The organism is Funiculus sociatus GB2-C1, assembly GCF_039962115.1.
In the GTDB taxonomy this organism is placed as follows: Bacteria; Cyanobacteriota; Cyanobacteriia; order Cyanobacteriales; family FACHB-T130; genus Funiculus; species Funiculus sociatus.
On sequence record NZ_JAMPKJ010000026.1, the window covers coordinates 33,045 to 59,393 of the forward strand.

Below are 26,349 nucleotides of genomic sequence, written 5' to 3' on the forward strand. Positions count from 1 at the left end.
CTCAAGTTTATTCTCATCATTGGTATTGTTCTGTCCATTTATTTGACTTTTTATTATATGCTGTAATGGCTAGCTTACACTTGATTGAGCTAATTTTATGATTTGCTCAAACTGAAAGTTTTCGGCTAAATCCGTCAAAGCAATAATGAGAGCCGAATTGTCTGCCGGTATTTCCTTAATCAGCTCAAAAATCAGGAGATCGCTGCCTTGGGAAGCTGCATAATGTATTTGTTCTATCCACTGGGGGGGCATACCGGTAATCTGAATCCCTCTGCCGCAATTGGAAACCTTTTGTAAGTTTTGCTTTCTGCTTTCTATCTGGTGTGCTTCCTCTTGATAAAGATATCGCACCCCCAGATATTTGCTCATTTTGAAAAGAAGCTCCTCTTCTCGAAAGGGTTTACGCACGAAGTCGTCACATCCGGCAGACAAAATAATTTGTCGCTCCTCTTCAAAAGCGCTAGCAGTTAGGGCAATAATTACAGTTGCCTGACCATTCAATGAAGCTCTAATTGTTTTGGTAGCTTCATAACCGTTCATTAAGGGCATCCGCATATCCATCCAAATTAAGTGTGGTTGCCAACTTTCCCAAATGGCTACAGCTTCTTGACCATCACAAGCTTCCCGCACCTGAAAGCCCACCGAACTAAGAAGCTCAACTAACAGGAGGCGATTTGTTAACCTATCCTCCACAACCAAAATGCGATAAATAGGTTGATTAGGGGCTAAACCGATAACTTTTTTAAAGATGGGTTGAGTTGTTTCAATCGGAGTTTCTTCAAGCAAACTCACTTGAATATCAAAAGTAAATTTGGCTCCCTTACCAGGAACACTGGTGACGGTAATTTCTCCCCCCATCAGTTGTACAAACTTTTGGCTAATGGGTAAACCTAAACCTGTTCCTTGATTTGATTTCAATCCTGTTGCGGTTTGTCCGAAGGCTTCAAATAACTTATCAAACTCCTCTGGGGCAATCCCGAAACCTGTATCTTCTACTTCAAAGTAGAGTTTCAGTTGTTTTATACCCTCGACTGCTGACACGCGCAAGGTGACGCTACCTTCTTGAGTAAATTTGATGGCATTACTCAGCAGGTTGATTAAAACCTGACGTAGCTTGCTTTCGTCGGTTTTGACATATTGAGGAACTTGGGGAGCGCGATCGCATATTAACTGGATGCCTTTCGATGTAGCTTTGAGTTGTAGCATCCGTTCAATACTATCGAGCAGACGATACAAATCAAAGTTATTTTCCAGCAGGGTGACTCGTCCTGCTTCGATTTTTGACATTTCCAGAACACCGTTAATCAATTCCAGCAAATGTTCCCCACTACGACTGATAATGTCTAAATATTCCTGATGCTCAGGGCATAGCGAGGTATCAAGACTCATCAGTTGAGTAAAGCCCAGGACGGCGTTGAGTGGCGTTCGTAGTTCGTGGCTCATATTTGCGAGAAACTCGCTTTTAGCACGGTTGGCAGCATCCGCGGTTTCCTTAGCCTTTATCAGTTCAACCGACTGCTTTTGAGTTTGCGCTAATAATTCAGCTTGTTGGATGGCGACCCCCAACTGCGCCCCAATTTGAACTACCATTTTGATTTCTGCATCTTGCCATTGGCGGGGAGCGGAATTTTGGTAAATTGCCAGTAATCCCCAAAGTTGATTGCTACAGAAGATGGGGACAATGATGTATGCCCGTGCTTGAAATTGCTCTAAAAGTTGCAGATAACAATCGTCAAATCCAGCGGAGTAGATATCTGCGACACAGCGGTAACTTGTTTCTTGGCGATGAAAACCGCCTTGATTTTCTTGCAGATAAGTATCTTGTACTGGGTATGGTGAGCTATCTAAGGTTTTGATAACACAATCACTTTGGTCAACTGCTACTTTTTTGAGATCGGGTTGATTAATTTGTTTCAAAAGTAGCAAATTCCAACCCTCTGCTACTGATTCGGATACAAACTCTCCACTCCAGTCAGGATTGAAACGATAAACAGCGGCGCGATCGCCATTTAAGGCTTGCCGCAGTTCTTGGGTTGTGGCACTAAAAATCTGCTCAATATCCAACGTTTGGCGCATCCGTTGAATTACGAAGGCGATCGCTTTTTCCCGTTCGGCACTCTCCCGCAGAGCTGCTTCTGCTTCCTGGTGTTCTGTAATATTAGTCACCAAACCATCCCAGATAATACTGCCATCAGCTTGCCGTTCTGGGCGAGAACTTCCTTGCAGCCACTTCATTTGGCCGGAGACGAAAACTCGCCAGATGCAATCCCAAGGCTTCAAAGTTTCAGCTGAGGTAGCAATCGACCGATTTAGAAGAGCGATATCATCAGGATGAGTAAGCTTCCAAAATAGGGGGGCATCCTCAAGCAATTCCTCTGGCTCTAGCCCAAAGATTTCTCGGCAACCGCCGCTAACATAGAGAAACGCCCTTGAGCCATCCGGTTTGAGAATGAATTGATAAATCATCCCCGGTACGTTCTGTGCTAAATTCTGATACCGAGTATTGCTCCGTTGCAGTGCGGCTTGTGCTTCTAGATGTCCCTGACTAATGGCGATAAACTCGGTTACTAATTGGAGCCAATTAATTTCTTCTTGACTCCAGATTGAGGAGGAACGAACGGCATCCAAACCCAGAAATCCTACAACTTTGCCAGAGTGGAGCGTGGGAACGGCAAGCCGAGATTTGATATCAACCCACTCGGCTTTTTCGGTAGCTTCAGGTGGGATGTCAGCCGGAATTTGGACAGTGTTGCCACTCAAGATTTGGCTGTGAACCCAGCTATCATTCTCAACTGGCAATCTTTGAAATTTATCGATTAATGGCTCTATGCCAAAGCTGCACCACTCGTGGGTCATTTTTAAGCAGCTGTGGTTGCTGTCGTATTGAAAAAGATAGGCGCGATCGCTACCCAGAACCTCACCGACTGTTTTCAAGGTGAAAGCGATCGCATTATCTAAGTTTTCGTCAATAAACCTATCTGGAAATTGGTGTAAATTGTAACTACGATCTAAATCCCGATTAGGGATGGAAATCATGAACATCCGAGAAATACGGCTCAAGGAACTGTCCATTTCCGCTCGTTTGTGCAGCAATTCTTCTGCTAATTTCCGCTCCAGTTCAGCTCCTGCCCTAGCAACAAAAATTTTCAAAATCATCTCTTTGCCCGGATCGTAAGGCATTGGCTGCACGTCTAGCACCGCCAAATTACCGATTACATTCCCGGCGGAGTCTAACAGCGGGATTCCCCAATAGCTTTGTGCGTTTAACTCAACTAAATCGCCAAAGTCAGGGAAGAGTTTTTGTACTTGTGACGGGTAAAAACCGCTCTTCCCCTGCAAGACATTTTCGCAGGGAGTGCCAGCTAGGTCGTACTCAAAGTTTTCGCCATCTTCGCCCTTCCAGAATGCCAAGGTACTTACTCTGGTTTTAGCATCGTTGGTAAACTTACCGACCAAAGCATAACGAACTCCTAGAACTTGGGCGAGATAACGAACACAGGTGTGAAAGAATTCATTGCCAGTTGCAGAACCTGTCCCCTCAACAATTAATTGCAGTGCTTCTTCTCTATGCTTACGATCGTTAATGTCGGTATGGGAACCCGCTAAGCGATAGGGTGTGCCTGTTTCATCCCACGATGCGACTCCACGAGTGAAAATCCAACGATAGCTGCCATCTTTGTGCAATGCCCGGAACTCTTCTTTGTAGCTGGGGGTTTTCTTAGTCAAATAGTCATGCAGCGCCCCCCTGACTCGCTCTGAGTCTTCTGGGTGGATAATTTTGAACCAACAATCTATGTGACTCTTAATTTCTGAGTCTTCATAACCCAACATACTTTTCCAACGCGGCGACAGATAGGCATAATTCGTTTGCAGATTCCAGTCCCAAATCCCGTCGTTGGCCCCTTCTACAGCCAAGGCAAATCGTTCTTCACTTTGGCGAAGTGCCACTTCTGCTTGTTTTTGGTTAGTGATATCGCTAAGGGTGCAGATAATTCGCTCTACGCTACCATCCTCTGCTATCTGGGGATCGGCATTCACCAGCAGCCAGCGTTGATTTGGATCTTGAGGACTCTTAATTCTTGGCTGAATTTCTGCATTCCCAGTCGGTGCAATTCCCATAACAATATTATGAATGGGTTGGCGCTCTTGGGTCGCCTTTTGCACAGGTAACTCTGTGGTTTGGAAGGGTGTACCGTCTTCGTGTAGCAAATGCCAACAAGCACCAAACACCTGATGCCTTACATCCTCTGGATTGAGATTGAGAAGATTTGTCGCCGCTTGATTGCAAACGAGAATTTCGGCATTAGCATTCAGCAGCAATACTCCCACCTGCATTTCGCCAATCAGCATCCGAAAGCGTTTCTCGCTTTCCTGTAAAGCCTGCTCTCGGACTAACTGAGCCGTTAAACGCTTATCAAATAGGGATGTTAATAAAGCTAAGCTTAAAATAAATAAGCTAGCAATCCCAATGGCAACCCCTAGCCAGGACTGGTTTATTGCAGGGGATTGCTGTACTGGCAAGACTTCGTAGGGAATAAAGTGAGTGGCCTGCATTCCGGTATAATGCATTCCACTGATGGCAACTCCCATGACAAAGGCACTGCCGAGTTTTTGCCAAAAAAGCCCTTGCGAGGATTGATTGTGTAGTCGAAACAGCCAAAGGGCGGCAAAAGAGGCACTCAGGGCGATCGCAACAGACAGGCTAACCAATATCCAGTCATACTCTATCTTCGCTGGCAGTTGCATCGCTGCCATGCCAGTATAGTGCATCGATGCGATCGCTATTCCCATGCTCACGCCACCGCCGATTAAAAGCGGTGTTGACATCAAGCTACGACTCACTAACCACAAAGCAATGCTAGAAGCAATAATTCCGCACAGCAGGGAAAGCAAGGTGATCCACACGTTGTAGTTAACAGACTCAGGTAAATGGAACGCCAGCATGGCAATGAAGTGCATTGCCCAAATCCCGCTTCCCATTGCCACTGCTCCACCCAACAGCCAGCGCCGCCGTCCCCGTTCCCAGCCAGATTTTACTCGCCCTGCTAAGTCTAGGGCTGTGTAAGATGCAATTAGCGCGATCGCAAAGGAAAGCGTCACTAAGCCTAAGTTGTAAGTGCCTGCCATTGGGCTATCCATCTCTTTTTGAATGTCGCAGACTGCCAACAATTAAGGTAAATTTTATTATCTAGGAATATATTTCATCATAGCTTCCCTAACTTCAGCCCTATTTGTAGGTTATATCTATTATGAATCTATCCTCTATCTAAAGTAAGAATTAAAGCTCTAAATAAGACAAATATTCTTAAATCAGAAATATTTTTCAGATTCTAGACAAAAAAATAGGTATCGTCAAAATTAAGCTAGTAGGTTGGGTTGAGGAGCGAAACTCAACCTACGAAAACTACGCAAACTTATAACGAACCGTCTTGGGACTGCTATAGCCTTTCTCAGTTGCATGAAGTACATCAGGAAAACCTAACCCCCAACCCCTTCCCTAGTAGGGAAGGGGAGTAAGAATCAAAGCCTCTCTCCTTGTAGGAGAGAGGTTTGGAGAGAGGTCAGAGTGTACCGCATCCAACCGAGAACCGCTATATAGCAATTATTAGATAGTGGAATCAACGGTGAAATTACCTATTTTTCATAATTTTTGTCTGACAAACCTTTTAACAAAACTTGCTTTTGCTCTTTATAGATAGTTAATATAAATTAACTTTTTTACCACTACATTTAAGCGTCTTCTTAGCCCCTAATTTATGGAAGCCCCTCAACTCTTAGCATTAGCAGGCCCCCGCCTGAGAACGAGGAGAAAATGCCTTAATTATCTAAACATTCTATGGGCAGATAAACGCGAAAACAGGTGTCACCAGGCTTAGACTCAAAGTGGATGTCGCCTTTGTGCCTTTTAACAACAATGCGGTAGGCAATTTCCAAACCTAACCCGGTGCCTTTCCCCACACCTTTAGTAGTAAAAAATGGCTCAAAGATGCGAGATTGAATTGCTGGGGGGATACCTAACCCATTATCAGCAATTTCTACCAGTATGCAGTTATTGTCTCTGGAAGTGCGGATCGTCAGCTGTCCTTTGCCATCCATCGCATCAATCGCATTGTCAATCAAATTAGTCCATACTTGATTAAGTTCGCTGCCGTAAACGCAGATGCGGGGAATACTTTTGTCGTAGTCGCGCTTGACGACAATTCCCTTCTTAAGCTTATGATTGAGGATGGTCAGGGTGTTCTCGATGCCCTGATGCACATCGACTTCTTGCAGGGGCGCTTGATCCATGTAGGAGTAAGCTTTAACTGCTTTCACTAAGTCAGAGATGCGGGCGGTACTCTGCTCAATTTCGTTTAATAATCCAGAGGAAGCAAGTGTCGCTTCTAGCCACAAGAGGACGTTGCTAAGAGATTCTTGGGTGATATTGTCGGTAAGAGTATCCAGTTTTTTGGTATCAATTCCGGCGTTAACAAGTGTCGGAGCGAGTTTCCAGCCGTTACTAACATCGTGCGCTTCTAGCCAGTCTGTCACCTCTTCTTCTTTGTCGCTTTGTGTTAGAGGATCGAGTGGGCATGATGTGGTAGCGTGAGCGATCGCATCCTTATGAACATCAACAATAAAATTTAATTGCGCTGGGGACAAGGAATTCAGCTGCAAAGCCAGAGATTGCAAGTTTTGGAAGTTCTCGCGCAATTGTCCAGCAGCCCTTTGTCCCGCAGAAGCTGGATTATTTAACTCGTGAGCCAGACCTGCTGACATTTTACCAAGTGCTGCCAGTTTCTCCTGTTGCCTGAGTTGCACTTCAACGTCTTGAGTTCGTCCCGCCATAGCCGAAAGCACCACATCAGCTATCGGAGAACATTCGGCGATGATGTGCTTAAAGGTGTCCATTTCGATCCGCAGAACGCGAGAAGGAGCGATCGCGCGTGCGCTGGCAATAGATCCAGAACCTGTTAACATCGAAAGTTCACCCATAAACTCGCCCCGGCGATGAATAGCCAGCAGTCTCTTCTCGCCGCCAACAAGCTTAACGATCTCGATTTCGCCTTCTAGGACAACGTGAAAACTATAATTCTCCTCACCTTCTGAAAACAGCACATCACCCGCATCAAGCTGAATCTCAGTCCCATGCTGCTTCATCTGCTGCAACGCCTCATCAGGTAACTTCGGAAACAGTGCGTTCTGGTTTGGATCGTGCAGCATCGCAACACCTTTGTTTAACTCTGACTTCTACCATAGGGCAATCCCCTTATTTCTGGGTGAGTTCTGAATTAAGCCACCATAAAATAAGGTTCCCAATTAATCAGCAGCAACTCATGTTCATACTACGCACACTCCCAAATAACCAGATACTACTGAATCTTGCCAGTCGTTACCCAGAACTAGATATGGCTTCAGTACAAACTTGCCTAGCTTTTCTGAACACCACTGCTGATGTCTATGAAGCTTTTGATACTCACTTTGCTCGTTATGGTCTTTCAATGGGCAAGTTTACCCTTCTGATGCAGCTACTACCAGCAGGCGAGTCGGGACTAACCCCATCAGAGTGCGCTGAACGTGCTGGTGTCACTAGAGGCACAATAACTGGGTTGCTTGACGGACTAGAACGGGACGGATTGGTGAAACGCCGACCTCATCCGGCAGACAGGCGGATGCTGAGTGTGCAACTGACAGAAAAGGGACAGCAATTGCTTGATGAAATGCTCCCAGATCACTTTTGCCGCACCACTGGCCTAATGGCTAATCTCACTGACGCTGAAAAGAAGACACTGATTGAGTTGCTGGCAAAGTTAGGCTCTGGAACACCTGCCATGCGCGAACCATAATTTGATAAGGAGCCATATAGTATGGCAACTTATGGTAAATTAGTAAGGAGCCATATAGTATGGCTGCAAATTATTTTAACCTAGATCATCACGCTTCATGAACAAACTAACTGTCAAGCAAAAAAACTGGTTATTGTCTTCCCACGTTGGTTTTATCGGAGTTTGGTTTGGAACAGCTTTAAGCATGGTAATCATCGCTTTAAGTAACAGAAATACAACAAATGGCGATGAACTATACGCGATTAATTCAATAGTGAAGTTGCTAGATGACTTTATTGTTATTCCGGCCGCAGTCGGTTCGTTGTTAACTGGTGGACTGCTTTCCTGGTTAACAGTCTGGGGATTTGTGAAATTTTATTGGGTTATTGTTAAGTGGATTTCCACACTTGTACTTATTACCTTTGGTAGTTTTTGGCTTGGGCCGTGGACAAACGCCATGACCTCTATTTCCGATACAGAAAGACTAAAAGCGCTGGAAAATCCGCTTTATATGTTTGATGTCAAAGGAGTAATTATTGGTGGCGGAATTCAGACTTTATGCCTTTTAGTAATCATTGCTATTTCTGTTCTTAAGCCGTGGGGAAGACGAAATGTAGTTAAAGTTGACAGCAATTCTTCCGTTTAGTTAGGCAATTTCTCTTTCTATGAGCTTGTTATTAGCAGCAATAGGAAGACGAACCAAAAAGCGTGTGTCACCCGGCCTGGAGGTTAAACTGATATTGCCGTAATGTTTGCCGACAATGCGGTAAGTCATATCTAAACCTAAACCAGTGCCTTCTCCTACACCTTTGGTAGTGAAAAATGGCTCAAAGATGCGATGCTGAATTTCCGGCGGTATACCCGATCCGTTGTCGGCAATTTCCACCAGAACGCGATCGTGTTCGTGCTTAGTACGAATCAAAATAGTAGGTATTAGGGATTGGGTATTCCCAGTCTTTAGTCCCCAGTCCCTAGCCACCAATCCCAGAGCAGCGATCGCATTATCTATCAAATTCGTCCACACCTGATTCAGTTCGCTGCCATAAGCCGTGATGCGCGGCAGATTCAGGTCATATTCCCGCTTCACCACGATACCTTGTTTCAGCTTGTGACTGAGAATTGTCAGCGTACTTTCCAGCCCTTCATGCACGTCTATCTCTTGCAGTGGGGCTTGATCCATGTAAGAGTAATCTTTAATTGCTTTCACCAGATGGGATATCCGCGCCGAACCCTGCTCGATTTCGGATAACACCCCAACGCCTGTCAGCGTCGTTGTAATCCAAGTCAGCACATCGGAGAGCGAATCGGCGGACACGTTTTTTGCAACAGTTTCCAGCCATTGAGTGTCAAGTCCTGCTTGTACCAGGGTGGGGGCGAGTTTCCAACCATCGCTTACATCGTGCGCGTCTAACCAATCAGTAACTTCCTCCTCCTTGTCGCTTTGCGTCAGAGGATCGAGGCGAGGCGCTGTCATAGCACCCTTTGTCACGTCGCACTGCAAGTCGGCAAGAAACTCAAGTTGGGCTTTTGTCATCTGCTGTTGATTCAGCTTCAGCGCCATGCAAGGCAACTCTTCAAAGATATCTTGCAAGTTAGTTGCACCCCGAATCACCGCTGCGGCGGGGTTATTCATTTCGTGAGCCAGTCCAGCTGCCAAAGTGCCGAGGGCTGCCAGTTTTTCCCGCTGCTGCGACAAATTTTGAATAGCTTGCATCCGCAACGCCATCGTGCGGAGAATAACCTTAGTCACGCAAGAACAAGCCGCCAACAGTTGCCAAAATGCGTCTTTTGGTAACTCAAAAATATGGCATTGAGTAACGGCGCGTCCACTTGCCCAGAAGTATTCTTCACCCATTAAAACGGGTAACTCGCCAAACAGCGTTTGCGGTTCGTAGGTAGCTAATACGATTTCTTGTTCGCCAACCTTCTGCGTTATCCGAACTTCACCTTCTAGCAGCACAAAAACATGGTCTGCGGGATCTCCTTCTGCCCGATGAATTTCACCCGCTTGTCGCCATACTTCTGTACCCTGTTCGCACAACCAGTCCAACTTTGCTTCCGGTATTTCTGTAAAGAGTGGCACTTGCCGTAAAGCGTTTTTGATGTCGAGCATTATCACACCTTCCCCATGCGATCGCTTTCTCAATGATTATGCGCGATTTGCCCAGAATGTGTTTATAGAGTACCAGCCTCAGAACGCTCTTTTTGTGTGCTACTTACCACAGCCGAGTAATTGGATAAGCATCAAAGGCAGAATCAGCACTCAGAATGGGTATCCTTTCCACCATAGACTGTGCAATCAAAAGCCGATAAAATGGATCGCGATGATGAAAAGGTAGCGCCGCAATAACATCGATGTGATTTATTTTAATATCCAGCAAATTGAAGTTATTAAGACTGAGTTGCTGTGTGATGAATATTTCAAATGGCAGACTAAAACTCAGCTTCCCTTTGCTATGCTTAATTGCCATTTCCCAGATACTAGCTGTACTAAGGAGAATGTCGTTATCCTCATCATCAATTAGCGCCCGTACTCTAGCACTAATTTTCCGAATATCCATGACATACCAAATAAAGATATGGGTGTCTATCAGCAGCCTCATTACATATAGTCCTTAAAGTCTTCTAGAGGCTCATCAAAATCATCCGATATTGTAACCAAACCTTTAGCGCTTCCAGGCTGGCGGCGACGCTTAACTGGTGACACTGGAGTTAATTTGACAACAGGTTGATCGTCTTTGGCGATGACGATTTCTTCGCCTCTAAGTGCGGCTTCGATTAAGATTGTAACCAAGCTTTTAGCACTGCCAAACTGGGGGCGACCTTTAGCTGGCCACACTGGAGTTAATTTAAAAACAGGCTGATCGTCTTTGGCGATGACGATTTCTTCGCCTCTAAGTGCTGCTTCGATTAAGTCGGATAGATGTTTAGATGCTTCGTCGAGATTTATTTGCTGCATGGCTATAACCTCTGTATTCCTAAATTTATCTTGACATCAAAAATCGGTTATTTGGTGCGAATTTAGCAACGCTTAGTGCTGGATGTGATCGCATCCTCAATCTGTGTCAAAAAGTACCAGCCTCAGAACGCCAGAGGACGCGCACATCAATTACCCGCATTAAGGCGCGATTAGCGGCTTCTATTCCTCCGTCGCTATCTTCATAGACAATACATTCTTCTGGCGCAACTCCCAAACGCTTCGCAGCTAATAGGAAGATGTCGGGAGCAGGCTTACCCTGCGCTACATCATTCACAGTTACAACAGTATCGAAAAGATATCGCAAGCCAATAGCATCCAGGGTTGCTTCTACCAGAGGGCGATGACCACCACTAGCCACAGCCATCGGCACTTTACCATAGTGAGTCCGGGCAATATCCGCTACTGCCTGAATTTCCACTGCTGTATGTGCTAAAGCAATATAACGACGTTGCTTATCTGCAAATGTCAATTTTTCATCAAGACTATAACCAAATTCGCTGTTAAGCGTGTGGATAAGTTCCTTTGCAGATATGCCACTCCGCTTAAAGAACCATTCTTCATTTAACTCTACACCGAACGAGCGCAGCGTCGCTGTCCATGTCTGAAAATGAATAGGCATGGTATCCGCCAAAGTCCCATCACAGTCAAAAATTAGTGCGGCATAAGGTGGCTGTGGCAGAATAGGTTTTGTGTTCATGTGGTTAGGTTATTCAAGCTAAATAGCGATCGCGTTTTAATCCTAATACGGTTCACGAATAAGTTAAAAATCCCCAAGTGGCCGTAGGTTGGGGATGGCTCCCCAACCTAGAATTAATCAAAATTTACTTCTATTGAATCAGAATGATTGCCTCTTGAGCTTTAGTATTTAAGGCTTTTTTAAGTTCTTGCCCAACTTTCGCAATCAGTTCGTTAAAAGTCTCCCGATTCTCTGTCAACTGTTTTCTAAAAACATTTTCTAACTCAGGATTCATTTGCTCGCAGATAGAATCAAGCTTGCTATCGCTTAAAAGAACGCCACGACTCCAACTAGGAACATCAACATTTTCCTTGATAGCTTCTTGGGTTTTGCTCCGAGTTATCTCCACTCCAGCAGCAAGCACAGAAGCACCATATATTAGCACAATCGGCCAAGTCAAATGCCCCGTGAGAACCAGAGCAATGATGCTACCGATAGTACCTCCACCAATCACCACATTGACGATAAATCCCACTGTATCAGCAAGGATAGCATCCCCAATTGACAGCTCCGGGTTGACTACGGCAGGGTCGATCCCTTCCTCAAACCTCAAGCTACTTCTGGGTATTTGGAACTTTCGACAAATCGGGTCGGTTTCTGCGGCTAAGTCGGGTTGAATTTTGCTGTTAAACCAAGTGACAGATTGATTTTTGATGATAAGTCTGGCGCGATCGCTTTTAATCCACTCCTCTGCGCTTCTCTTCAAGGCATTTTCCAAATCGGCTAAAGTCCGTACTTTGTTGTTTCGCCAATCTTTCAGACCTGGTTTAACTACATTTTCAATCAAACCCTGTGATAAAGGTAACGTCAGTTGTTCGATTAACTCTGGGATATGTCTCTCAACGAGTTCTTTCAGCTTCTTCGAGTCGAACAGTTGCTTAACTTCTTCTTTAAATGCACTCGCACGCATATCCCATCGTCCTACCCGCGATAAACCTAGTGCAATGCACCGTTCCGGTTCTGGATCTGGGCGAACCTGTGTTTCGGGTTCCGGGAAAATCTCCTGGCAAATATCGCGGGTAAAGTTCATCCGGGATGCGCCGCCAGTCATCAGCACAACTTTCGGAACAATACCCTGTTGGTCAAGTTGTTCCTTCGCCTCAGTCACCGCCTCGCGAAAAGATTGAATCCAACTCTTGTCTCCTAGTTCAGACAAAGGATGGTTCAAAATCTCCTGCGCGATCGCTCCATTAACTTGCGGAACAAAGTAAATTTGTTCGTTAATCGACTCGAAGCCGCGTGCAAATGTTTGCGGATGCTTGTACAGTTGTTCGTTAGAAAAGTAGTCTTCTTTAGCTTTGCGACAGGCGAGTTCGCAACGAGCTTGGTGATGGGGATATTGCCCAAAAACTCTTTCGAGTAACGCTTTCTCTTCGTGTTTGGCGAGAGTCCGGGCAAAAATCGCCTTGTCGATTAGGGATGCTCCTAGGGCGTTGCTCCCGAAATCTATCGGGATCTCGTGCAAGCTCTTGACCAGAGTAAAATCTGTAGTTGAGGAGCCAATATCGACAATTAGCACCGACGATTTGAGCTTGTCGAAGTCCAGTTTACCAGCTTCCTTGGCTTGCATGAAAGCCGCCCGCGACTCCGGTACAACACTCAGTAAACCAATGCCAGATTCCTTAAGTAGCTTTTGGTATTCTTCGCGATCGCTTACTGACCATCCTGACGGACACCCAACATAAAACTGGCTATTCTCTCCACCTTCAATCTGTTTGCTTTCTTTTAAAAGGCGGTAGTAGGTTTCCACGAAACTGCGGATAGTCTCTCTGTAATTTGGATCGTTGTTGGGTTTTTGCTTAAAAGAAATTTTCAGCTGAGTAACGCCAGCTTGGATTAAGGCTTGTTCTCCGACAAGATAACCCAGTTCCGGATGCCAGCCAAGAGCAGTGACTTGAACTTTCTTATTATTGACCTCAAGCATCTCTGGAGGTTCGATGCTTTCAACCCTCGCCTTAGCCACAGCTGTTTCACCGTGTCCCAAATCGAAACCAATTGTTTCTAAAATTTCCATACTTTTTCTATCCCCTAATTCTTATTTTGAAGGGGAAACACTGGGTGCATTTCCATTTTGCAAAAATCTCGCCCCAGGCATCTTGCCTACGCTATATCCACAGACAGGCGAGATGTCTGTCCGAGGAATTGAAAAAAATGGGATGCTATAGCAATCCTAATCCATTTATCAAATTCTCTCTCTTCCTCCGTGTTCTCTGGGCCTTTGCGGTTCGTTTAAAAAAGGTAGTCACAAATCAAATAGGATTGCTATACCAAAAAACTTTTTAAATGAAGACTTTGGCACTCTTCCATAGCTGTAACAACAAGACAATTTACTCTCTAGTCTCAGAGTAAGCTGGCTCAACAACTCGACCTCTTCGGAGTAAGCGATCGCCTTTCAACAAGGCAGGAGTTATAGTTACATAATCTCTGGCTTCAGGGTCGATACTTGGCTCAAAGTCAAAATACTCGCGCCCACTATGCTTGTCGCCTGGTTGGTAAATCTGGGTTCGTATTCCTTGCTCCATTAAAATCTGGGGTAGAAGTTTCGTCAGTTCAAGCGCCATCTGGGGTTTTTGCAGAAATGACGCACCGGTTAGCCTCTGAACAACATTCAGGAGTTCTGGCAACTCTTCTATTCCACTACCGTCAAGTGGTTTTTTCACTTGTTCAGCCGAGGCGACTGCAAGATCAATAGTGTTGAGAGCATCACCAAGGTTGTCCAAAAAGGCTTTGCTATCAACTTGCATAATCAGCTTGGGTGGTGCTACAGGCTGCTGAGAGTCGGAACGATTTTCGCCGCCTCCTTCGAGTTGGAACACAACTTCCAGCCCTACTAGCACAGTCATCAACAAGATGTCCATCCAAGCCCCAACGGTATCTTGAGTCAGGGAAAATAACGAACCTAAGATGCTTATACTGATGAGTCCCTGTAAGACTTTCAGGATTAAGCTGTTGGAGAGACCTCTGACTTGCTTAACGATTTTCTCAGGCTGTGGCTGGGATCTCGTTTCGTTGGCAGCCGTGAGAGTAGCGATAGACTGTCGTAGCGTGTCCAGAAAAAAGGAAGCTAGACGAATCTGCCCCACGCTCAACTCACCGATGTAATTCCTCTCAAGATTATCGAGTCGGCTTTGCACCAGCTGAACTACCTGTTCCAGGTTAGTTGCCTTGTCAATCTCTGTCTCCAGTTGGTTGCGTTCTTTACCAAAAAGCGTTATTAGTGTTTTCATCACCCAAAAGCGCAACGATCGGTGTCTTTTTCAAGTTTGGCGTACAGCTGAGGCGAGTAACAGAAATTTCGTCATGATTGACGTTCTTTTGCCAGATCCCTTAGAGCTTTTCCCTTGGCGGCGACGTAATGCGGAGCTTTGTCAGCATCTCCTCAAGTTCTCTGAGAAATTCAAAGTCCGCCGCAGGTAGGCGCTGATGGCTCGAAAATCCGCCTTCAGCCACGGATAGCTTCTTCTCTAAGAAATCGAACGCCTGCCGGAACTGACGCGGGTTTGCCTGAATGGGCGAGTCAAAGTGGCAGCCAACAATCCGCTCAAAATCCCAACGGGCTACCTTGTCAGCCCAGCCCAGCACTGTTCTCGGTGCTTGGTTGAGGATAATCGTCTGTAGAATCGGTGCTACAAACAGGCGACCGCCGCCTCGCAGTGCATCAAACGACTGTTTCCAATCTTCCTTCCATTGGAAGGGAAACCAACCGAAATAAGCCTTCTTTGACCGATCTGGCGCTTTGAGAGCATCGCGAAACGACTTCCCCAATTTGGTCGCCTCTAGCGCACTCGGTCGGAAGTAGAACGCAAACAGGGAGATGCGCTGCCATCCCTTGCGGCGACTTTCCTCATTGTCCTCAACGACATCAAATACATCGTCCTTGGCGTGGAACAGTAAGGGGTACGGGTCAAGTTGGACGATTTCCGGCGGTTCTTCTGGCACAGAAAGCACGGAGTCTGTCACGAGTAGCGTGCGCGATCGCTTGTGAAATAATGCTACTTCCCCAAATGACCCCCGTCCCAGATTGATGTACAGCACCTCGTAGTCAAACTCATCGCCAAAGGGCGCTGAAGCGCTGTCCTCCGGGAGAATGTGGGTGCGTTTAGTGGGAAAACCGAGCCAGCTTAAGGGGAGGTTCACTGGGAAACTCCACTGATTCGGAGCCACAAAAACTTCTGCGTTCGGAAAGCGTCTGGCGAAGGGGCCGACGAAAATTTTGTGTTCTAAACCGGAAAGCGTTGGCAGGATGATGTACTTAACATCGCCGTATCGTTCCACCAATTCCTTGACGAGTCGGATACACTCTCCTGTCGGCGCGACTGGCGCATAAATGAGCAGGCCGCCTGCTTTGAGCTTAACGACGGTCATCCGAATCGGCACGACAGCATAGAGAATGCCCTGAACTTGGTCGAATGTCCAAACCGTGTCCTTGACCACTTCTTTGCGGAGTGTCCGCCGGGTGCCGTATGGATAGAGTGGCAAAGCAGGCCAGAAATGCCATGTAAAGTCCCCAGGACGGATGCTTTGCTCCTGTGTTTCCTGCACGTTCATCGCGGTTCTATCCACGCCACAACTCCTCCCAAAATCCCAACGCTCAACCTATTTTTAATCTAATCTCCAGAAGTTAGAGTTGATCAAAGGTTGACACAATAATCTATCTTAGGTTTCGTTTTTTGAGCTATCTGTCTGTATATGGAGATAGCGATCGCCATCTGGGCTAGACCCCCGTGGTCATCTGTCGTCGCTTCATGCGCCTTCCACGCCCGCTCATCTTCTAGCTCGGCAAGGAGACAATCAGCGATCGCTCTGGCCGTTCATCCCCATCAATGCGATCGCTCTGTTTTTCTGAACGGGCAACAAAGATGTAATCCTATCGAGTAATTCAGGGATATTTCATCCCACAAGCTTATCTGTAAATCAGACAGCATAAACTGCTTAAAAGTCAATGGTTGAAGCAATAATTATTTTTCTGCTCATTGGACTGATTATCACTGGAATTTTAGTCAATCCTGCCCTAGTTAAACGCCGCAGGAATCGTTTAAAAGATCGTCCTTTTCCACTACTGTGGAATGCGATTGTTGAAAATAATCTTCCTATTTACCTTCTTCTCTCTCCCGTTGAACGAAAACGACTTCAGGGACACATTCAAGTATTTTTAGCAGAAAAACAATTTATTGGTTGTGGAGGATTAGACGTAACGGAAGAAATGAAGGTGATTATTGCGGCTTTCGCCTGTTTACTCCTACTCAACCAGCGAGAAACTTACTTTCCTAAACTTCGTTCAATTCTGGTTTACCCCAGCACGTATCTTGTGAATGAAACAGCTTACACAGGAAATTTTATTGTGGAAGAAAGGCGTGTAGCTAGACTGGGGGAATCGTGGACAAATGACCAACTGGTACTGTCTTGGGAACAGGTGAAACACGATACTTACAATTGGCGGGATGGACATAACGTTGTGCTTCATGAATTTGCCCATCAGTTGGATCAAGAAGATGGTAAAGCTGAGGGTGTTCCTATTTTGCACCGAGACTCAGATTATCCTATTTGGGCAAAGGTGATGACAGAAGAATATCAAGAACTCTGCAATGATATTCAACGAGGCGTAAAGACGGTAATGGATAGTTATGGTGCAACGAATCCCGCCGAATTTTTTGCCGTAGCGACTGAGACATTCTTTGAAAAACCCCACCAATTACTGAAGAAGCATCCGGCACTTTACGAGCAACTGCAACGCTACTATCAACTCGATCCGGTGCAATGGATTTAGATAGGTTCAACTCCATCTAAGGTGAGGGGCGATCGCATAGTTTACCTTTTGCTTGGGGAAAACAGAAGTGCTTCTCCACCTGTGGTAAGGGAACCGAGTTGGCGATCCATCCCATCCGGCGACAAGTCAGGGAGGCTGCTTAATCGCATACTGAAACGAAACCAGGCAATTCTGACAAGTGGGCTGGAATTAAGCTGCGATCGCTCTCGTTTAAGCCTTTCTACTGAAACTTAAGCTCAAATGGTATTTTTAATCTCCATTCGGGAACTATAAAGTAAGATTCAATACTTTTGTGTACTTACTTGAAACTTTCTGCTGAGCCACTCCCTTGAACATCAAAACAGATCGTCCTGCTAAGGCTACTCAACAGTTTCCCCTGCGTCTAATTCTTATAGTTCCCTTTGTATTACAAATATTTGCCGCGGTAGGGTTAGTTGGCTATCTCTCATTTATCAACGGGCAGAAAGCAGTCAATGACCTAGCCAATCAACTGATTGACAAAGCCAGTCAACAGGTTGGCGAACACTTGGATACTTATTTGGCACTGCCACAGCAGTTGAACCAAATCAATGCAGATGCGATCGCTTCTGGACAATTAAATCTGAATAACCCCAAAGCGAGTGAGCAGTATTTCTGGAGTCAAGCCAGAGCTTTTAAAAATCTTAGCTACATTGGCTGTGCCTTACCGGATGGTAGAGAATCAGGTGCGGGACGTTGGGTCAATGGAGTCGATCTCCTTGTCTATGAAAATCCCCGCAGAGGCGGTCTGGCATCAGACTATCTCGCTGACGACCAGGGAAACCGGAAAAGCCTTGTGCAAAGCTATCAGAACGATCCGTTAGCGAACCTTTGGAATAAGCAAGTGCTGAGAACACGTAGACCAGGCTGGTCTGGGATCTCTACATTTGAGACAAGCACTGTAGAAATCGCTGAAGCAGGCAAGGCACTGCAAAGCCAAAACACAGTTTCCAATCTTGGGATCAATTACTATGTCGCAGTCCCCGCTAGATATCCAGTTTATGACCAGAAGGGTAATCTGTTGGGTCTTCTGATGGTAGATTTGCTGCTAACGAATGTGAGTGAATTTCTTCGCAACCTGAAAGTTAGCCCTTCCGGACAAGTTTTTATCATGGAACGCGATGGCTTGCTGATTGGCAGTTCCAGCACTAAACCAGTCGTACAGAAAGTCGATGGCAAAACAACCCGGTTTAGTGCGCTAGAAACCCCAGATCCATTGATTCGCGCCGTGGCAGAAAAATTAAAACAACAATTCAATAATTTCAAAACCCTTCAAAATACTCAAGAAATTGAGGTGAAATTCAACGGGCAGCGTCAGTTTATTCAGGTCACTCCTTGGCGCGATCGCTTTGGGTTAGACTGGCTGGTGGTTGTCACCGTGCCGGAATCTGATTTCAATTCTCAAATTAATGCCAACACTCGCACAACGATCGTCCTGTGTCTGGGAGCATTGGCAGTAGCAACGCTTTTGGGAATCTACACATCACGCTGGATTACTCGTCCCATATTAAAGTTAAGCCAAGCATCCGAAGCGATCGCTACTGGACAGTTAGACCAAACGGTTGAAACTACCAACATCAAAGAGTTAGATGCGGTGGCACAGTCCTTTAACCACATGGCTTCTCAGTTACAAGATTCCTTTAACGAACTAGCGCAGACTAACGCCGAATTGGAAAATCGAGTTGAAGCACGGACAGCAGAACTTTCACAAACGCTTACTGATTTGCAGCATACCCAAATACAACTGATCCAAACAGAAAAAATGTCCAGTTTGGGACAATTGGTTGCTGGAGTAGCCCATGAAATTAATAATCCGGTTAACTTTATTCATGGCAATTTGATACATACAGAAGAATATGCCCAAAACTTGCTGAATCTGGTAAATCTTTATCAGCAGGAATATCCCAATTCCCCTGCAAACATTCAAGATGAGATCGAAGAGATAGACCTCGACTTTTTAAGGCAAGATTTTCCCAAGTTGTTGGCTTCAATGCGACTAGGAGCCGAGCGCATTCGGGAAATTGTCAAATCTCTCCGCAACTTTTCCCGTTTAGATGAAGCAGACTTCAAAGAAGTGGATATTCATGAAGGATTAGATAGCACATTACTAATCTTATTCAACCGCTTGAAACCCACTTCTGATCATCCAGGTATTCAAGTCCTTAAAGACTATAGCCAAATGCCGTTGGTAGAATGCTATCCGGGTCAACTCAACCAGGTGTTCATGAATGTACTATCGAATGCAATTGATGCGTTGCATGAATCCGATAAAAAACGTACCTTTCAAGAGATTGCAAGTAATCCAAGTACCATTAAAATTTCTACAGAATTAAGCCATTCTAATTGGGTGATTGTTCGCATAGCGGATAACGGTCAAGGAATGGCGGAGGATGTGCGAAGCAAACTTTTTGATCCCTTCTTCACTACCAAGCCGATTGGCAAAGGGACTGGTTTAGGACTCTCCATCAGTTATCAAATTGTGACTGAAAAACATCGCGGGAAATTATATTGCCATTCCGCACCCGGACAAGGAGCAGAGTTCGCAATTGAGATACCCATTCGCCAAACTTTCAAACCCGTTAAGGGCGCGTTGGCATAGCCTTTGGGAAGCGTGAGAGAGTATATGCTCCGCTTTGCGATCGCGCCCTAGCAATTAACTTAAAATTCCCGCCTTCTATTAATAACTAGCTTAAAGACCTGTTGCAACTAGCTATTTTGATAAATCCCTAAGCGGTGACTAGAATCATTGCTAAAATAGCCAGTGCAATTCCCACGCTCTGCTGGAGCGTGACTGATTCATGTAATATAAATACCGCAAGAAGAATGCTGATAACAGGGTAAAGAGCAGATATCGTTGCTACCAAAGTAACTGGGCCTTTAGAAACTGCCATGAGGAAGCAAAAAGCACCTATAAAACCCAGCATCCCCGTAGTTATAGCAAATGCAATCCCTTTGGGATGTACGTCCAGTTGGAATCGCGAAGAAACGAGGACGATTATACCTAATATTAAAGCGCCCACTACTTCGTAAACAATCGCACTTCTTGGCTGCAAATAGCTCGTGGTCAGTTTAGGAATAAACCCCCAAAATCCCCACACAACTAAAGCGCCTAATGTTGGTAAGATCCACTCTTGCATTATTCAATAACCTCACATTCAAACAATAATTAGACATTTTAATCTTTGTAGAGACGTGCTATGCCCGTCTCTACAAAAGAAATGTTACTACTCACATTAAAGCAAGATGGCTATCCGCAATCAAATCAAATCCGATTTAGGTACGCCAACAACCACAAGCCAGTCCAATCCATATTCCTCCTGCCAAGGAGTTACATAAACAAACTGACGATCGCCGTTTAATGAGAAATCAAACTGTTGCTCCTGAATCGTTTGAAAGCTGTGAAACCGTTTTTGCAACTCTTCCGCAATGGAACGAATTGCTAAATTTGGCGTGTTGAGAGCATTAAACCGTTCCAATCTGCCATCCACTCTATGGACAATGGAATGCTCATCAGCACTGCCAACCAACATTCCATCGCGCTCCATAATAAAAATTTGTGCCGAAGGACTGACTTTCAGGGTACCCAGAAACTTGCTGATTTCGCTTAGTAGCACATCAACAATTGCCAACCCAAACAGCTTGCCATCTTTGTCATAGAGTGGACGTTCGGCATTAACAGCAACATAATTTTGATAACCGACATTAGAGGAAGTATCTTCAGGTTGCACAGACTCTTCATCAGCAACCTCTACATCATCAATATCAGCCGTGAAAATGTGAGTCCAAATCGGTTTACCTGCCTCAAGCGCCTGCTTATGCCAAGGCTGCGACAGGGCATCATAATCATAGCTTTGGATTAGATGAGTGCGGTTTCCCTGCTCATCGGTTGCATAATCGCAGCCTTTGAAATTCCGATTTTCGTAAACCGACAATTGTGTTCTCTCAATCCATCTTCCAGCGCCTGATTCTTTACTGCCATCAGTTAAGGCAAAACCGATATAGCTAATACTGGGAAAGATTTTAGCAAGCCTCCATAAATGCTGCTCGCAAGCGATCGCATTGTTGAGATCCAGTTGACCCGCAGCAACTATGTCTGCATTCAGTTGATTCAGTTGGTGGGGTAGCGCCATATACGCGGTTAACCGTTCGCTGACACGCTGACCAGCTTGGCTGATTAATCGATATGCCAAGTTATGGACTGTTTGGGTCAAATCCACTTCGGCTGAGTTTGTTTGATGTTGATCTGTCATTTGCATACAGAATTTTGTTGGTATCATTGACAACTATCAAGGCTGGGTGGAAGCTTCCAATACCCGTTGTGCAAGCATTTCTGTCTGCATCAAATTTAGGGAATAGGTGGAATTTTTTCCTGGTTTGCAACAAGATGCGAATTGAATGTCTCCGCGACATTTAGGAGATCCACACATACACTGAAATCCCTCCATGTCTTCACCGCAGAATGTAGCAAAATCTACGGTCAATTCTTCACCCGCCTTGATATCCCGTAGCGCAATCAGATCGAGTCCTTGATACCCGGTGTTGGGGTCACAAGAGTGGTTTTGTAATATCCAGTTCCCTGGATTTGAGTCACGCAAAACCAGAATATCTTCACCCAAAGGATAAATATAACGCAACAGAGATCCTTGCTCTGCTTCAGTCCAGCGAGATTGAACGTGAGAACGGGTGACAATGCGTTGTGTTCTTGCTTCTCCTGGCACGATTGCATCGCCAGTTTTGAAATCCTGAGTCGCAAAAATGCCATAGGTTGCGATCGCGCTTTTTCCTACGCGATATTTCTTCTGATGGCGCTGGTGTCCGGTAATTCCCTCAGCAATTATCTGGTTAAAAAATCCCGCGTGACCTGCTGGATCAAACTTCAGAATATAATCTGCTACCGTTTCATGACCCTGAGTCCCAAAAACAGCGCAAGGAGAATTGACTTCTAGGAAAAAGATTTCTCCATTTTCGTCAACTCTCAAGTCAATCGAAGCATAACCACCCTGATTCATTTCCAAAAATAGTCGTCTAGCCGCATCTCGTAAACTTAACTCAAGCTGCGGATCGTCACAAGGAACATACCATTCTGGATGACTTTTGCGAAGTTTTAGATCGTAAAATTGAAAATGCTCATCCTTGGGTGGAACAAATTCGATTGGTTGATACACAATAGGCGAACAAGCATCCTCTGGGTTAGCAACCAAAAGCACTGTGAACTCGCGTCCGGCGATGTACTCTTCAATCAGGATGCTATCGAAGTCAGCAATTAGTTCAGTGGCTTTGCTTAACAGAGCTTCTTTTGTGGTTATATGCGATCGCGCATCAATTCCCAGACCATCTCCGGACGCTGCTGGTTTTACAAACAAAGGAAAATTTAGTTCAACAGAGGCATTCTCTACATCAGTCAGTGTTTCGGCAACCCAAAAGGCTGGTGTATCAACTCCTGCAAAATAAGCAATATGCTTCATTTCCTGCTTAGGAGAATCATACAAAGTTGTCGCAGAACCCGTGTAAGGAAGGTTCAGCGCTTCCAATGCGCTCATTACTTCATGGCAAGAAGGAACATCCCAATGTCTATAACCTCGACAAAGATTGACAAAAATATCGTAACCCTCTTTCTTCAACTCTTTTAACTGACGGTAGATCGTTGCTTTATTCAGAAGTACAGAATTTACTTCATCTTCTGGTTTCAGATTGGGAAAATAACTCGGTGAAGTGGAGGAGTCAAAGTTTACCGTCGATGGAGAATAGTCAGGTTGCAGAACGCATACTTTCATTTTGGAAATCTCGGAGAGTTGTTTTAGTTGTGGAGTTCTAAAAGTTAGCGCTACTTGACTTTTAAGCTACAGAGTGAAGCAAACAAGCTGAAGTGCTTGTCGAGACTTTTAAATGGCGACCTCGTGTAGCCTCAGCATAGGAAAACTGAGATGGCTCAAAGTGAAGCTTTAGATAGTCCATCAGGCGTAAAAGTTGAAGTGAACCATCTGAACAATGAAAGATATCAATTGAGGCATGACCCGTCTCAGGATAGGTATGTATCGAAACATGAGATTCACTGACAATCGCCACTGAAGTCACCCCAATTGGATAAAATTTATGGCTGAATAGTTGCACTAATGTAAAATTGGCTACTTTCAATCCTTCTCGCATCACTTCTTCTATTTGGTCTAGATCATCCAAAAGCTCTGTGTTACGGCAATCACTGAATTCAACAAGAAGGTGAGTTCCACAAAATTCCATAGCTAGTTACCTACAACTTTGCTTGCATGACCCTGATTGAATCAGCCCCAAAATCCCCGCCCAGCACTAAATAACCTGGAAGTACGTTTACCCAGGTCTAACGGTATAGCCACGTTATCAGTGCCAGCAGCAGAAAATCTTGTGACCTCATTTTTAGTTTTCCCAAATCAGCAACCAAATTCACACTAACTTCACAATATTTCAATTTGTTAAGCCGCAAGCCCCGAATCCTCACTTTGGCTTTGTTGGGGTAAGGTATTGTCTTTTTGCATTGCTGCATGATTAACTTGACAATGCCATTCAGCCTAAATTTGAACGATATCTTCAAAAGCCGTTAGGAAACTAACCTATTTGGGAACTCTAAAATTATGTATAACGTTGTGTTCTCTGAGTAACGCGAATGAATGCCAAACCCGGCTATGCTGCTAAGGCTACTCAACAGTTCCCCCTGCGGCTGATTGTGATAGTTCCCTTTTTATTACAAATATTTGCCGCGGTAGGGCTAGTTGGCTATCTCTCATTTATCAACGGGCAGAAAGCAGTCAATGACCTAGCCAATCAACTGATTGACAAAGCCAGTCAGCAGGTTGACGAACACTTGGATACTTATTTGGCACTGCCACAGCAGTTGAACCAAATCAATGCAGATGCGATCGCTTCTGGACGATTGAATCTGAATGACCCCAAATCTAGCGAGCAGTATTTCTGGAGTCAAGCTAGAGCATTTGAAACACTTAGCTATATTGGCTATGCTCTACCGAATGGTGCCGAATCAGGCGCTGGGCGTTGGGTTAATGGCGTGAATCTCCTAGTTTATGAAAATCTCCCTGGAAACGGTGCAGCATCGGATTACACCGCCGATCAACAGGGAAACCGGAAAAGCCTGGTGCAGAGTTATCAGGCCGATCCTTTATTGCCACCCGGAGTGAAAGACATCATCAAAAAAGGTAAGCCAGCCTGGGCTGCTATCTATACCTACGCATTTGAGAATACGGTACAGATTACGGAAGCAGGTAAGGCAATAAAAAGCCAAAGTGGCACTTCGGATATTGGTCTTAATTACTATGTTGCAGTTCCTGCTAGATATCCCATTTATGACCAGAAGGGCAAGTTACGCAGCCTTTTGATGGTAGATTTGCTGCTAACAAATGTGAGTGAATTTCTTCACAACCTGAAAGTTAGCCCTTCCGGACAAGTTTTTATCATGGAACGCGATGGCTTGCTGATTGGCAGTTCCAGCACTCAACCAGTTGTACACAAAATCAATGGTGAGACAAAACGCCTGAGTGCGCTAGAAACCCCAGATCCATTGATTCGCGCCGTGGCAGAAAAATTAAAACAACAATTTAATAATTTCACAACCCTTCAAAATACTCAAGAACTTGAGGTGAAATTCAACGGGCAGCGCCAGTTTATTCAGGTAACTCACTGGCGCGATCGCTTTGGCTTAGACTGGCTGGTGGTTGTCACCGTGCCGGAATCTGATTTCAATTCTCAAATTAATGCCAACACTCGCACAACTATCCTCCTGTGTCTGGGAGCATTGGCAGTAGCAACGATTTTAGGAATTTACACATCGCGCTGGATTACTCGCCCCATCTTAAAATTGAGCCAAGCATCCGAAGCGATCGCCACCGGACAGTTAGACCAAACGGTGGAAACTACCAACATCAAAGAGTTAGATGCGGTAGCACAGTCCTTTAACCACATGGCTTCTCAGTTACAAGATTCCTTTAACGAACTGGCACAGACTAACGCCGAATTGGAAAATCGAGTTGAAGCAAGGACGGCAGAACTTTCACAAACCCTTACTGATTTGCGGCGTACTCAAGCACAAGTGATTCAAACCGAAAAAATGTCCAGTTTGGGACAATTGGTTGCAGGAGTAGCTCATGAAATTAATAATCCGGTTAACTTTATTCATGGCAATGTCACCTTTGTAGATGAATATGCTCAGAATCTTCTAGAGTTAGTGCAGCTTTACCAGGAGGAATATCCTGTTCCCACACCGGCAATTGAAGCCAAAATTGTTGATATAGATTTAGAGTTTATCAACGAAGATATGCTGAAGTTACTCTCATCTATGAAATTGGGGACTGAACGCATACGAGAAATTGTTAAATCGCTAAGGACGTTTTCTCGATTGGATGAAGCGGACATGAAAGAAGTGGATATCCATGAAGGAATTGAAAGTACGCTGCTGATATTGCAACATCGCCTAAAACCAAAACCAGACCGTCCAGCGATCGCAGTGATTCGAGACTATGGAAAGTTGCCCCTTGTGGAGTGTTATCCGGGACAACTCAACCAAGTCTTAATGAATATCGTGGTAAACGCGATTGATGCACTCGAAGAAACCAAAGCCAATTGCACCTATCAGGAGAAAAAGGACAATCCCGATCAAATCACTATCTCCACTTCAGTGATTGATTCGCAATGGGTGCAAATAGCGATCGCAGATAATGGCGTTGGTATTCCAAAAGACGTTCAGCAACGGATATTCAATCCCTTCTTCACAACTAAACCGATTGGGAAGGGAACGGGGATGGGGATGTCCATCAGCTATCAAATTATTACCGAAAAACATGGCGGTAAATTGGAATGCTTCTCCACTCCTGGTGAGGGAAGCGAGTTTGCGATTCAGATTCCCATCCGTCAACAAGTCAGCGCTGCTGTCTAACGGCATTCAGGGGATACAAGACGGACTGAGCAAGCTTAGCGGTAAAACGATCAATGAATGCCAGTGCGATCGCTCTGACTTCATCAAGAATGCGATCGCATAAATCAGTTTTTGCTGGGCGCACTC

The 26,349-nt window shown here is 45.1% G+C and carries 20 protein-coding genes; 6 read left to right on the forward strand and 14 right to left on the reverse strand.

The window, feature by feature from the left end; genetic code table 11:
- Window positions 1-69: 69 nt before the first annotated feature.
- Both NDI42_RS14045 and NDI42_RS14050 read right to left on the reverse strand, forming a co-directional pair.
- Window positions 70-5,127, reverse strand: a complete 5,058-nt coding sequence (locus NDI42_RS14045) for an MHYT domain-containing protein (RefSeq protein ID WP_190453590.1) — start codon at window positions 5,125-5,127, stop codon at window positions 70-72.
- Between the two features lie 690 nt (window positions 5,128-5,817).
- Entirely contained in the window at window positions 5,818-7,203 is a 1,386-nt protein-coding gene (locus NDI42_RS14050; protein ID WP_190453594.1) for an ATP-binding protein, read from the reverse strand.
- 113 nt (window positions 7,204-7,316) lie between these two features.
- Between NDI42_RS14050 and NDI42_RS14055 the strand changes: the two genes are divergently transcribed.
- Together NDI42_RS14055 and NDI42_RS14060 are read left to right on the forward strand one after the other, a co-directional pair.
- Window positions 7,317-7,826, forward strand: coding sequence for a MarR family winged helix-turn-helix transcriptional regulator (locus tag NDI42_RS14055; RefSeq protein WP_190453597.1), 510 nt, complete (start codon window positions 7,317-7,319; stop codon window positions 7,824-7,826).
- Between the two features lie 97 nt (window positions 7,827-7,923).
- The gene (locus NDI42_RS14060; protein WP_190453600.1) at window positions 7,924-8,451 is read left to right on the forward strand and encodes a hypothetical protein; all 528 of its coding nucleotides are present in this window, start codon (window positions 7,924-7,926) and stop codon (window positions 8,449-8,451) included.
- Here the strand turns inward: NDI42_RS14060 and NDI42_RS14065 are convergent, their stop codons facing one another.
- From NDI42_RS14065 to NDI42_RS14095, 7 genes are all read right to left on the reverse strand, one after another.
- A complete protein-coding gene (locus NDI42_RS14065; protein ID WP_190453603.1) occupies window positions 8,452-9,918 on the reverse strand; it encodes a sensor histidine kinase in 1,467 nt (488 codons plus the stop codon).
- Between the two features lie 103 nt (window positions 9,919-10,021).
- On the reverse strand, window positions 10,022-10,408 hold the full coding sequence (locus tag NDI42_RS14070) for a type II toxin-antitoxin system VapC family toxin (RefSeq protein ID WP_190453605.1): 387 nt from the start codon (window positions 10,406-10,408) through the stop codon (window positions 10,022-10,024).
- The gene (locus NDI42_RS14075; protein ID WP_348231416.1) at window positions 10,408-10,599 is read right to left on the reverse strand and encodes a type II toxin-antitoxin system Phd/YefM family antitoxin; all 192 of its coding nucleotides are present in this window, start codon (window positions 10,597-10,599) and stop codon (window positions 10,408-10,410) included. Before NDI42_RS14075 ends, NDI42_RS14070 begins: the two co-directional genes overlap by 1 nt.
- 271 nt (window positions 10,600-10,870) lie before the next feature.
- Window positions 10,871-11,482 (reverse strand): HAD family hydrolase, encoded by a 612-nt coding sequence (locus NDI42_RS14080; protein ID WP_190453611.1) that lies wholly within the window; start codon window positions 11,480-11,482, stop codon window positions 10,871-10,873.
- Between the two features lie 130 nt (window positions 11,483-11,612).
- Window positions 11,613-13,535 carry an Hsp70 family protein gene (locus tag NDI42_RS14085; RefSeq protein WP_190453614.1) on the reverse strand — a complete coding sequence of 641 codons (1,923 nt, stop codon included), beginning with the start codon at window positions 13,533-13,535 and terminating at the stop codon, window positions 11,613-11,615.
- Window positions 13,536-13,848: 313 nt separating this feature from the next.
- Window positions 13,849-14,748 carry a hypothetical protein gene (locus NDI42_RS14090; RefSeq protein WP_190453617.1) on the reverse strand — a complete coding sequence of 300 codons (900 nt, stop codon included), beginning with the start codon at window positions 14,746-14,748 and terminating at the stop codon, window positions 13,849-13,851.
- 100 nt (window positions 14,749-14,848) lie between these two features.
- Window positions 14,849-16,069 carry a DUF4336 domain-containing protein gene (locus NDI42_RS14095; protein WP_190453713.1) on the reverse strand — a complete coding sequence of 407 codons (1,221 nt, stop codon included), beginning with the start codon at window positions 16,067-16,069 and terminating at the stop codon, window positions 14,849-14,851.
- Between the two features lie 141 nt (window positions 16,070-16,210).
- Between NDI42_RS14095 and NDI42_RS14100 the strand changes: the two genes are divergently transcribed.
- The 3 genes from NDI42_RS14100 (at window position 16,211) to NDI42_RS14110 (ending at window position 19,905) form a co-directional block, all read left to right on the forward strand.
- The gene (locus tag NDI42_RS14100) at window positions 16,211-16,399 is read left to right on the forward strand and encodes a hypothetical protein (RefSeq protein ID WP_206755913.1); all 189 of its coding nucleotides are present in this window, start codon (window positions 16,211-16,213) and stop codon (window positions 16,397-16,399) included.
- Between the two features lie 64 nt (window positions 16,400-16,463).
- Entirely contained in the window at window positions 16,464-17,288 is an 825-nt protein-coding gene (locus tag NDI42_RS14105) for a M90 family metallopeptidase (protein ID WP_190453621.1), read from the forward strand.
- 328 nt (window positions 17,289-17,616) lie between these two features.
- Entirely contained in the window at window positions 17,617-19,905 is a 2,289-nt protein-coding gene (locus tag NDI42_RS14110; RefSeq protein WP_199311087.1) for an ATP-binding protein, read from the forward strand.
- Window positions 19,906-20,032: 127 nt separating this feature from the next.
- Here the strand turns inward: NDI42_RS14110 and NDI42_RS14115 are convergent, their stop codons facing one another.
- The 4 genes from NDI42_RS14115 to speD all read right to left on the reverse strand — a co-directional run bounded on the left by NDI42_RS14115 (window position 20,033) and on the right by speD (window position 23,543).
- Complete coding sequence (locus NDI42_RS14115) at window positions 20,033-20,443, reverse strand: EamA family transporter (protein WP_190453624.1); 411 nt, start codon at window positions 20,441-20,443, stop codon at window positions 20,033-20,035.
- Between the two features lie 120 nt (window positions 20,444-20,563).
- Window positions 20,564-21,562: a cache domain-containing protein gene (locus NDI42_RS14120; RefSeq protein ID WP_348231415.1), complete on the reverse strand. Its 999-nt coding sequence runs from the start codon at window positions 21,560-21,562 to the stop codon at window positions 20,564-20,566.
- A 30-nt stretch (window positions 21,563-21,592) separates the two neighbouring features.
- Entirely contained in the window at window positions 21,593-23,080 is a 1,488-nt protein-coding gene (locus NDI42_RS14125) for an SET domain-containing protein-lysine N-methyltransferase (RefSeq protein ID WP_190453630.1), read from the reverse strand.
- A gap of 61 nt (window positions 23,081-23,141) precedes the next feature.
- The gene (gene speD, locus NDI42_RS14130) at window positions 23,142-23,543 is read right to left on the reverse strand and encodes an adenosylmethionine decarboxylase (RefSeq protein ID WP_190436967.1); all 402 of its coding nucleotides are present in this window, start codon (window positions 23,541-23,543) and stop codon (window positions 23,142-23,144) included.
- A 400-nt stretch (window positions 23,544-23,943) separates the two neighbouring features.
- On the opposite strand from speD, the gene NDI42_RS14135 reads away from it, so the two are divergent.
- Window positions 23,944-26,223: a sensor histidine kinase gene (locus tag NDI42_RS14135; protein ID WP_190453634.1), complete on the forward strand. Its 2,280-nt coding sequence runs from the start codon at window positions 23,944-23,946 to the stop codon at window positions 26,221-26,223.
- On the opposite strand, the gene NDI42_RS14140 is transcribed toward NDI42_RS14135, so the two are convergent.
- Entirely contained in the window at window positions 26,207-26,347 is a 141-nt protein-coding gene (locus NDI42_RS14140; RefSeq protein WP_190453639.1) for a hypothetical protein, read from the reverse strand. The two genes, NDI42_RS14135 and NDI42_RS14140, sit on opposite strands and share 17 nt — an antisense overlap.
- Window positions 26,348-26,349: the final 2 nt, after the last annotated feature.

What these genes read in the sequence shown, in the direction of transcription:
- NDI42_RS14085 (WP_190453614.1), bottom strand. Translation starts at nt 13,535, where the DNA reads ATGGAAATTTTAGAAACAATTGGTTTCGATTTGGGACACGGTGAAACA.
- NDI42_RS14080 (WP_190453611.1), bottom strand. Translation starts at nt 11,482, where the DNA reads ATGAACACAAAACCTATTCTGCCACAGCCACCTTATGCCGCACTAATT.
- NDI42_RS14065 (WP_190453603.1), bottom strand. Translation starts at nt 9,918, where the DNA reads ATGCTCGACATCAAAAACGCTTTACGGCAAGTGCCACTCTTTACAGAA.
- NDI42_RS14115 (WP_190453624.1), bottom strand. Translation starts at nt 20,443, where the DNA reads ATGCAAGAGTGGATCTTACCAACATTAGGCGCTTTAGTTGTGTGGGGA.
- NDI42_RS14105 (WP_190453621.1), top strand. Translation starts at nt 16,464, where the DNA reads ATGGTTGAAGCAATAATTATTTTTCTGCTCATTGGACTGATTATCACT.
- NDI42_RS14050 (WP_190453594.1), bottom strand. Translation starts at nt 7,203, where the DNA reads ATGCTGCACGATCCAAACCAGAACGCACTGTTTCCGAAGTTACCTGAT.
- NDI42_RS14095 (WP_190453713.1), bottom strand. Translation starts at nt 16,069, where the DNA reads ATGAACGTGCAGGAAACACAGGAGCAAAGCATCCGTCCTGGGGACTTT.
- NDI42_RS14060 (WP_190453600.1), top strand. Translation starts at nt 7,924, where the DNA reads ATGAACAAACTAACTGTCAAGCAAAAAAACTGGTTATTGTCTTCCCAC.
- NDI42_RS14070 (WP_190453605.1), bottom strand. Translation starts at nt 10,408, where the DNA reads ATGAGGCTGCTGATAGACACCCATATCTTTATTTGGTATGTCATGGAT.
- NDI42_RS14100 (WP_206755913.1), top strand. Translation starts at nt 16,211, where the DNA reads ATGGAGATAGCGATCGCCATCTGGGCTAGACCCCCGTGGTCATCTGTC.
- NDI42_RS14135 (WP_190453634.1), top strand. Translation starts at nt 23,944, where the DNA reads ATGAATGCCAAACCCGGCTATGCTGCTAAGGCTACTCAACAGTTCCCC.
- NDI42_RS14045 (WP_190453590.1), bottom strand. Translation starts at nt 5,127, where the DNA reads ATGGCAGGCACTTACAACTTAGGCTTAGTGACGCTTTCCTTTGCGATC.
- NDI42_RS14090 (WP_190453617.1), bottom strand. Translation starts at nt 14,748, where the DNA reads ATGAAAACACTAATAACGCTTTTTGGTAAAGAACGCAACCAACTGGAG.
- NDI42_RS14055 (WP_190453597.1), top strand. Translation starts at nt 7,317, where the DNA reads ATGTTCATACTACGCACACTCCCAAATAACCAGATACTACTGAATCTT.
- NDI42_RS14125 (WP_190453630.1), bottom strand. Translation starts at nt 23,080, where the DNA reads ATGAAAGTATGCGTTCTGCAACCTGACTATTCTCCATCGACGGTAAAC.
- speD (WP_190436967.1), bottom strand. Translation starts at nt 23,543, where the DNA reads ATGGAATTTTGTGGAACTCACCTTCTTGTTGAATTCAGTGATTGCCGT.
- NDI42_RS14120 (WP_348231415.1), bottom strand. Translation starts at nt 21,562, where the DNA reads ATGCAAATGACAGATCAACATCAAACAAACTCAGCCGAAGTGGATTTG.